Here is a 7,973-nt window from a genome sequence, read left to right as displayed (position 1 = left end):
CGCCATAGATGTTGCCCGACTGCACATTGTTGATGCGTTGGTAGTAGGTGCGGTCGAACAGGTTCTTGACATTGACCGCGGCCGTGACCTTCTCGGTCACGTCATAGGCGACACGGGCGTCCACCGTCGCATAGCCGCCCTGGGTCAGACGGGCATAATTCAGCGACGGGAACTCGTTGTACATCGAGGTCTGGGCGGTCACGCCACCGCCGACGCTCAGCCGGTCGTCGATGCTCTCAGGCAGGCGGTAGTTGGTCCACAGCTTGATCTGGTGCATCGGCGCGATGGCGGTGAAGGCGCTGGCGGAGTTGGCGCTGCTGTCCAGGCTCTTGGCACGGGTGAAGGTGTAGCCGGCATAGGCGTCCCAGCCCGGCAGGATCTCGCCGGAGACATCCAGTTCGAAACCGCGGCTCCGCGCCTTGCCGCCGGAGATGTAGATCGACTGGTTGGGGAAGCGCGGATCGGACTGCGCCCGGTTCTCCTCCTCGATGTGGAAGACCGACGCGGTGGCGTGCAGGCGTCCGCCGAAGTAGTCGGCCTTGACGCCGGCTTCATACTGCCGCCCCTTCAGCGGTTCCAGCACCTTGCCCGACGCATCCACGAGGGATTGCGGCTGGTACATCTGCGTCACGCTGGTGTAGAGCGCATAGGTCGAATTGACGTCGTAGACGAGGCCGGCATAGGGCGTGACCTTGCCACGCACGGAGGCGCTGCTTTCCGGCGTGCCGGCCAGCGCGTCGGCATCGACCTTGGTCTGCCACCAGTTCATCCGCCCGCCGACGATCAGCTTCAGCGGGTCGGCCAGCTTCAGCCGCAGCACGCCATAGGTGCCCCAGCTGTCGGTGGTGGTCTTGGTGTCCTTCTGCCAGTCCCGCCAGACCGGTTCGGCGGCGGAGGCGTTGGGAGAGAAGATGTTCTGCGTCACCGACCAGCTGCCGACCGGATTGGCCGCGCGGTGGCGGAAGGTCCAGCGCTCGTAATTGGCACCGACCACCGCCTCGTGGGTCTGGCCGAACAGCCTGAAATTGCCGCTGGCAGACAGGTCGGCGCCGATCTGATCCTGATCGTAGCGGACCTTCTGGGCATAGAGCGTCGTCCGGTTGACCCCCGGCGTGACCGGCGAATAGGCGTAGGCCATCTTCCGGTCCATCTCATTGTCGATGTAATGGGTGGCCAGCTTCACCGCCCAGCCATTGTCGAACTTGTGCTCCAGATCGGCGAAGCCGCCCTTGGTGGTGAAGATGTCGCGGTTCCATTCCTCGCCCAGCGAGGTCGAGCGGTCGACGTCGAGCAGCCGCAACTGCGGCTGTCCGTTCACCACCGAGGCATAGCCCGGCAGGTTCCAGGCGCCCTTGTAACTCATGCGCTGATACCAGGCGCCGGCCGTCAGGGTGGTGTCGGGCGTCAGGTCGGCCGCGATGCTGCCATAGGCCACCGCCCGGTCCTGCGTCGTCCAGTCCTGGAAGCCGTTGCGGTCCTGATAGGCGCCGACGAAGCGCCCGCGCAGGCTGCCGGATTGGTTCAGCGGCCCGGTGATGTCGCCTTCGCCGCGGTAATTGGCATAGGAACCGGCGGTCAGCTCGCCATAGCCTTCCAGCGTCTTCTTCGGCGTCTTGCGGACAAGGTTGATGGCGCCGCCGGGGCCGCCCATGCCGTTCAACAGACCCGCCGGCCCCTTCAGCACCTCCACCCGCTCATACATCGCCAGATCGGGCGAGGCGAAGATGCGGCTGTCCAGCGTCGTCGGCACGCCGTCGAACTGCAGGTTCGTCATCTCGAAGCCGCGCGAATAGAACTGCAGGCGGTTGCCGTCGATCGGCTCCACCGTGACGCCCGGTGTCTGCTTCATCGCGTCTTCGAGCGTGATGAGCTTCTGTTCCTCGATCCGCTCGCGCGGGACCGTGGTGACGGTCTGCGGCACCTCGCGTGGGGCGAGCGGCAGCTTGGAGCCGACGCTGGTCGGCGGGTTGGCGTCACGCTGGCGCTCGGCGCTGACGTCGATCGACGGCAGCGTCATCGCCCCCGACGATGCAGCCCCCCCACTGCCGGTCGCCCCACCGCCAGCCGCCCCGGTGCCGGAGGTTGTCGCTTGGCCCATGGCCACGGCCGGCAGCAGCAAGGATGCCGCCGCGACCGACGCCAGCAGGCGGACGCGCCCCCTGCCCCCAAGGCGTCCGGGCTGCCTGTTCGTCTTCATTCCGATGATCCCCCATTCGTCACAATGCTGATGTCAGTTTGCGGATTGATTGGCCGCGGCTCCGGCTCCCCGGTCAGGGCCGCGGCGATTTCCTGCGCGCGGATCGGCAGGATGGAGTGCAAGGTGTCGCCAAGGCCGTGCGTCGCGTCGCAGCAGCCCTGCCGGTACAGGCCGGCGGTACAGGCTGGGATTGCCGGCAAACAGCACCGATGGCGGTAGGCTGCCGCCGATGACCTTGGACAGCACCAGGACGTCCGGTCCGATCGCGTCAGCGCCGGTCGGACTGCGGAACTGGATGCGGGATTCGGTGGCGCATGTCGGCTCACACCCGCTCGGCACGGGCGAGGCGGTCCTCCGTGGAGCCGCTGACGCCGACGGCGCACCAGTCGGCGGGCACCGGCTTATGGTCGGGCCTGATCGAATGCTCTTCCTCCTCGTCCACCACGACGTGGAATAGCGTGTCGGGGCTGTCCCAGCTCATGCCGAAGCTCCTTCAGGTGAGGACGCGGATGGGATGATCGCTTTCGAGGAAGGCCAGCCTCGAAGATCACGTGCCACTTTCTGGCATAATGAGATTGATTCTTATTTGCAAGACGATTTGCAGTAGGCGAACGGTCCGACCGGCTGAAGGACGGTGCAGGCAATAGCTGCGAGATGCCCAGTGCTTCTGCCGCCCCAGCCCCGCTGCTTGGCCAACCCGGTAACGGCACCCGCCGCAATTGAGGTCCACCGGTCGGCAGGATGCAATGCCGCGCCCCATTATGCGAACGATTATTATTTTCAGTAAAGACGTTTTTTGCCGCCGCTCCTGCAAAGCTGGACCGGCACCGCTCCCTCCGACAGCATGGTGATCTTCGAGAACGACCCGGTCGACGACTCGCGATGGCAGAGCGAGCGGGCCACCCTATCCTTCCGCGATGTCGGTAACCGTGAGCGGATGAGGGCGCCGCTGACCCTGGCGGAGGTGGGGCGCGACACGCTGGCGCTGCGCCTGGAATATGCCGGCAGGCTGGTCCGCCATGCCGATATCACCGCCCAGGCCGTCCGTTCGGAGGTGGAGTCGGATCGCCTGGCGGGCGCTGGGAGGAAGCCGCTTCGTCGCGATTGCCCCTGGCCCCCACCTAGCCCGCGAAGCGGTCCTTGCAGGTCTCCCGCAGCAGGTTCTTCTGCACCTTGCCCATGGCGTTGCGCGGCAGCTCATCGACGAAGGCCACCGCCTTCGGCACCTTGAAGTTCGCCAGTTGCTCCTTGCAGGCTGCGATCACCGCCGTCTCGTCGACACCGCCGCCCATCCCGTCCGGCCGGCGCAGCACCACCGCCATCACCGCCTCGCCGAAGTCGGGATGCGGAACGCCGATCACCGCCGATTCCACCACGCCGGGGATGGCATCGATCACCGTCTCGACCTCCTTGGGATAGACGTTGAAGCCGCCGGAGATCACCAGATCCTTGGCGCGGCCGATGATGTGGACATAGCCGCGCCCATCGATCCGCCCGACATCGCCGGTGATGAACCAGCCGCCGGGGCGGATCTCCTGCGCCGTCTTCTCCGGCATGCGCCAATAGCCGGAGAAGACATTCGGTCCCTTCACCTCCAGAACACCGACATCGCCATCGGGAACCGGCTCCCCCGTCTTCTCGTCGGCGACCCGCACCGACACCTCGGGCAGAGGGAAGCCGACGGTGCCGGGGATGCGGTCGCCGTCCAGCGGGTTGGAGGTCAGCATGCCGGTCTCGGTCATGCCGTAGCGCTCCAGGATGGCATGGCCGGTGCGCGCCTCGAACTCGCGGTGGGTGTCGGCAAGCAGCGGGGCGGAGCCGCTGATGAACAGGCGCATATGCGCAGCCGCCTCCGAAGTCAGGCGCGGGTCGGCCAGCAGCCGGGTGTAGAAGGTCGGCACCCCCATCATCACCGTCGCCCGCGGCAGCAGGCGGAACACGGCGTCCGCATCGAACTTCGACAGGAACAGCATGCCGCTGCCGTTCATCAGCACACAGTTGGTGGCGACGAACAGGCCATGGGTGTGGAAGATCGGCAGGGCATGCAGCAGCACGTCGTCCGGCCGGAACCCCCAGATACGATGCAGGGTGGCGGCGTTGGAGGACAGGTTGCGGTGGCTCATCATCGCCCCCTTCGACCGCCCGGTGGTGCCGGAGGTGTAGAGGATCGCCGCCAGATCGTCCGCCGCGCAGGCCACCGTGTCGAAGGCCGGATCCAGCCCGGCCGCCCGTTCCGGCAGGCTGCCGTCGCCGTCCCCGCCCAGCGTCAACAGCGCCCCCACCCCCGCCCCCTTCGCGGTGTCGGCCAGCCCCGCCAGATTGCCCGGCGTGCAGACGAAGACCGCCGGCTCCGCATCGCCGAGGAAATAGCCGACCTCCGCCCTGGTATAGGCGGTGTTCAGCGGCAGATAGGCGGCACCGGCGCGCAGACAGGCGAGATAGAGGAAGACCGCCTCCGCCGACTTCTCCACCTGCACCGCCACCCGATCGCCCTTGTCGACACCCAACTCCGTCAGCAGCCGGGCATAGCGGCCGCTGGTCTCCATCAGGTCGCGATAGCTGTAGCGCTTGCCGGAGTCCAGTTCGATGAACGGGGTGCCGGCATCGGTGGGGAAGCGTGCGGCGACGATGTCGAAGAAGTTTTCGGTCATTCTGGTCGGATCCCTGCGGAACGGATCGCCCATCATACACCGGAGCGGGACAGGGTGGAGGACTGTGGGACGTCCCACATCGATGACTCCACCACTTTGAGCGCGACACTTCCAGCAATCTTCTCAACCTTGATAATGATTCATTTCCATACATTCCCGAAAAACAGTTAAATATCTGCAATACTGATTATTTATAGTGGAAATCGGCGAAGTGCTTGATTAGGCACAACACAGTGGACGGGAAAATCATGTTCGGAAAACAACTTTCCGCCCCAACCACCACCCCGCCCCGGCGGCGGCGCCGGACGATACAGGAGACGGAGCGAATGACGGCCAAAGATCCCACCAAGAGTCCCCCCTGCTTCGATTGCGCCACCAATGCCACCCAGCGGCTGGACGAGATGTTCATCCGCATGGGCCAGATGAAGCGCATCGCACTGGGCCAGAAGCCGGCGGAACGCGCGGTTTTCCGCAAGTTGCACGGCGCCGCTCATGGCCGGCTGGTGATGGATCCGAACCGGCCGGAGTCGCTCCGTGTCGGTGTCTTCGCCAGGGACGATCTGTCGGCCTGGGTGCGCTTTTCCAGCGACACCGGCCCGACCTCCCCGGATCTGGGATCGACGCTCGGCATCGGGCTGAAGGTCTGGGGCGTCGATGGCGTCAACGCGCTGGGCGAGCAGGGTGACGTCGCCGATTTCATCATGCAGAATTACCCGGTCTTCTTCGTCGACAACGCCGAGGAGATGTGCGAGTTCACCTATGCCGGCGTGGTCCTGAACGACTATCCCAGCTATCTCACTACGCACCCGAAGACCAACGACATCCTGAATGCGATGTCGGCCCAGGTCGACGGCAGCGTGCTGACCACCCAATATTGGGCGATCCTGCCCTTCGATTTCGGCCCCGATCATTACGCCAAATATTCCCTGGTGCCGGAAGCGACACCGCCCGGCCATCCGGCGGTCAATGTGCCGACCGACGACAAGAACTATCTCGCCACCGACCTCGCCAACCGGCTGCTGGAGGACGACTACCGCTTCACCTTCATGGTGCAGGTGGTCCCCAAGAGCGCCGGCTATCCGCTGGACAAGGCGACGGAGGAATGGCCGACCGACGAATACCCCTACCAGCCGGTGGCGACGCTGATCCTGCCGAAACAGGATGTTTGCGCCCGCGGCCAGGGCGACTATGGACAGGAACTGGCCTTCAACATCTGGCGCACGCCGGTCGAGCAGGCTCCGCAGGGCAGCATCGCCGCAGTGCGCAAGCTGGTCTACAACCACGGTGCGGATGTTCGCCATCAGGCCAATGGCCAGCCGCTGGAACAGCCGACGGTGCCACGCACCGAAGCACCGCCGCTGCCCAAGGACGACTGCATCGTCAAGGCGGTGATCTATCCGTCCATCGGCGTCGCCCGCGTCGGCAACGCGCCGAAGGGCTATGTCGTCGGCCCCGAAGTGCCGGATCCCAAGCCGCTGATGGCCGGCGACGACCCGGCGCAGAACCCCTACCGTGACGCCGAAGGCCGGCTTCTGCCGCAGGCCGCGCGCTTCCGCATCTATGGCGTCAACGCCATGGGCCGGATCGTCCGCGAGCTGACGGCGCCGGACAGCGGCGCCGACGTCACCTGGAAGGTCCATCTCGCCAACAAGAAATCGGCCTGGTACGGCTTCCAGCTGGCGCTCGACATTCCGGAAGCGGCCTCGGCCGACCCGACCACGCTGCGCAACCCGACCGTCGCCGACCGCGAGGCGCTTGTTCTGGATGCCGGCGAGCAGACGATCCATGCCGGCCATGGCAAGCAGAGCCGCAAGCTGGTCGCCGGCAAATTCATGCATCAGGGCGAGCCGGTCTATCTCGGCCGCATGTGGTGCGAGGAAGGCGACCACCGCCTGCTGGTCACCGGCGGGCGCGGCTTCTCCGCCTCCTACAACGGCACCAAGGCGATCACCTTCGGCAACAACGAGGGCTGGCATGACGACACCGCCGACGGTCCGGTCGATGCGGTGGTCAAGCTGAACGGCATGGAGCTGCCCGTCACACCCGCCTGGATCGTGGTGGCCCCACCGAACTACGGGCCGCAGCGCAAGTCGGTCCGCACCATGTGGGACCTGATGCGCGACGTGGCGATCCAGGCCGGCACCCTGCCGAAGCCGGCCCGCCCCTCCTTCACTCGCGACATCTACCCGGTGTTCGAACGGATGACCGGGCTGCAATGGGTCAATGCCGGCTTCGCCGCCGGTTTCGGCTGGAAGTCCGCCAACGACTTCACCAAGCCGGAATGGATCGCCCGGCTGAACGACCGCAGCCTCGCCAACCAGGAAACCCGGCGGGTGCTGAAGAACTCCTTCCGCCATGACACGGTGGACAGCTGGTCGCCGATGCCCTGGCCCTGGGTCTATGGCGACGCGATGAACATCCCGCCAGCCCAGACTCCGCGCCAATACACCGCGCTGACCAAGACCCAGTTGGGCTTCCTCGACCAGTGGGTCGCCGGCGACTTCGACGACGATTGGGGCAAGGTCCCGGTCTACACCGACTTCGATCAGGTGCCGCTGGACGAGCAGGGTGACGTGCTGACCCGCGCCGCACTGGACTTCTGCCTCGCCGATGCCTTCCATCCCGGCTGCGAGATGACGTGGCCGGTCCGTGCCTCCACCTTGTATATGGCGCCGTTCCGCTTCGCCCATGCGCCGAAGGGCTGGGTTGAGCCGGGCATGGGCGCCATCCTGTCCAGCGACACGGTGACCATCCCCAACGGTCCGCTCTATGGCCAGCTGCCGGGCGGCATCACCCGCTGGATGGCGGTGCCGTGGCAGACCGACACCGGCAGCTGCCGCTCGGGTTACGACGCCAGCTACGATCCCAATGTCCCCACCTTCTGGCCGGCCCGCGTGCCGAACGAGGTGCTGACCAAGGAGAACTACCGGATCGTGATGGATGCCAGTCAGCCGCCCCAGGTGCGTCTGGCCGCCTTCGCCAACCGCGCCGCCTGGGTAGCACCGCTGGGCACCACCAGCTATACCGACCAGATCAACAACATGATCCATCACTTCGACCATCTCGGCGTGGTCGAAGTCAATCCGGGCCCGACCGACCCGGAAGGGGCGAAGCTGTCCCGCCGC

4 protein-coding genes are annotated in these 7,973 nt (G+C 65.9%); 1 reads left to right on the top strand and 3 read right to left on the bottom strand.

The window, feature by feature from the left end; translation table 11 throughout:
* From I71_RS04035 to I71_RS04030, 3 genes are all read right to left on the bottom strand, one after another.
* The coding region (locus I71_RS04035; protein ID WP_042690972.1) for a TonB-dependent siderophore receptor at positions 1–2,197 on the bottom strand (2,197 nt) is incomplete at its 3' end.
* Between the two features lie 322 nt (positions 2,198–2,519).
* On the bottom strand, positions 2,520–2,678 hold the full coding sequence (locus tag I71_RS35545) for an MbtH family NRPS accessory protein (RefSeq protein WP_083896953.1): 159 nt from the start codon (positions 2,676–2,678) through the stop codon (positions 2,520–2,522).
* A gap of 640 nt (positions 2,679–3,318) precedes the next feature.
* The gene (locus tag I71_RS04030) at positions 3,319–4,848 is read right to left on the bottom strand and encodes a malonyl-CoA synthase (RefSeq protein ID WP_042690970.1); all 1,530 of its coding nucleotides are present in this window, start codon (positions 4,846–4,848) and stop codon (positions 3,319–3,321) included.
* Positions 4,849–5,174: 326 nt separating this feature from the next.
* On the opposite strand from I71_RS04030, the gene I71_RS04025 reads away from it, so the two are divergent.
* The coding region (locus tag I71_RS04025; protein WP_042690968.1) for a LodA/GoxA family CTQ-dependent oxidase at positions 5,175–7,973 on the top strand (2,799 nt) is incomplete at its 3' end.

Origin of the sequence: Azospirillum sp. B506, assembly GCF_000333595.1 — a bacterium.
Classification (GTDB): domain Bacteria; phylum Pseudomonadota; class Alphaproteobacteria; order Azospirillales; family Azospirillaceae; genus Azospirillum.
This window is presented reverse-complemented; position numbering and strand designations above follow the sequence as displayed.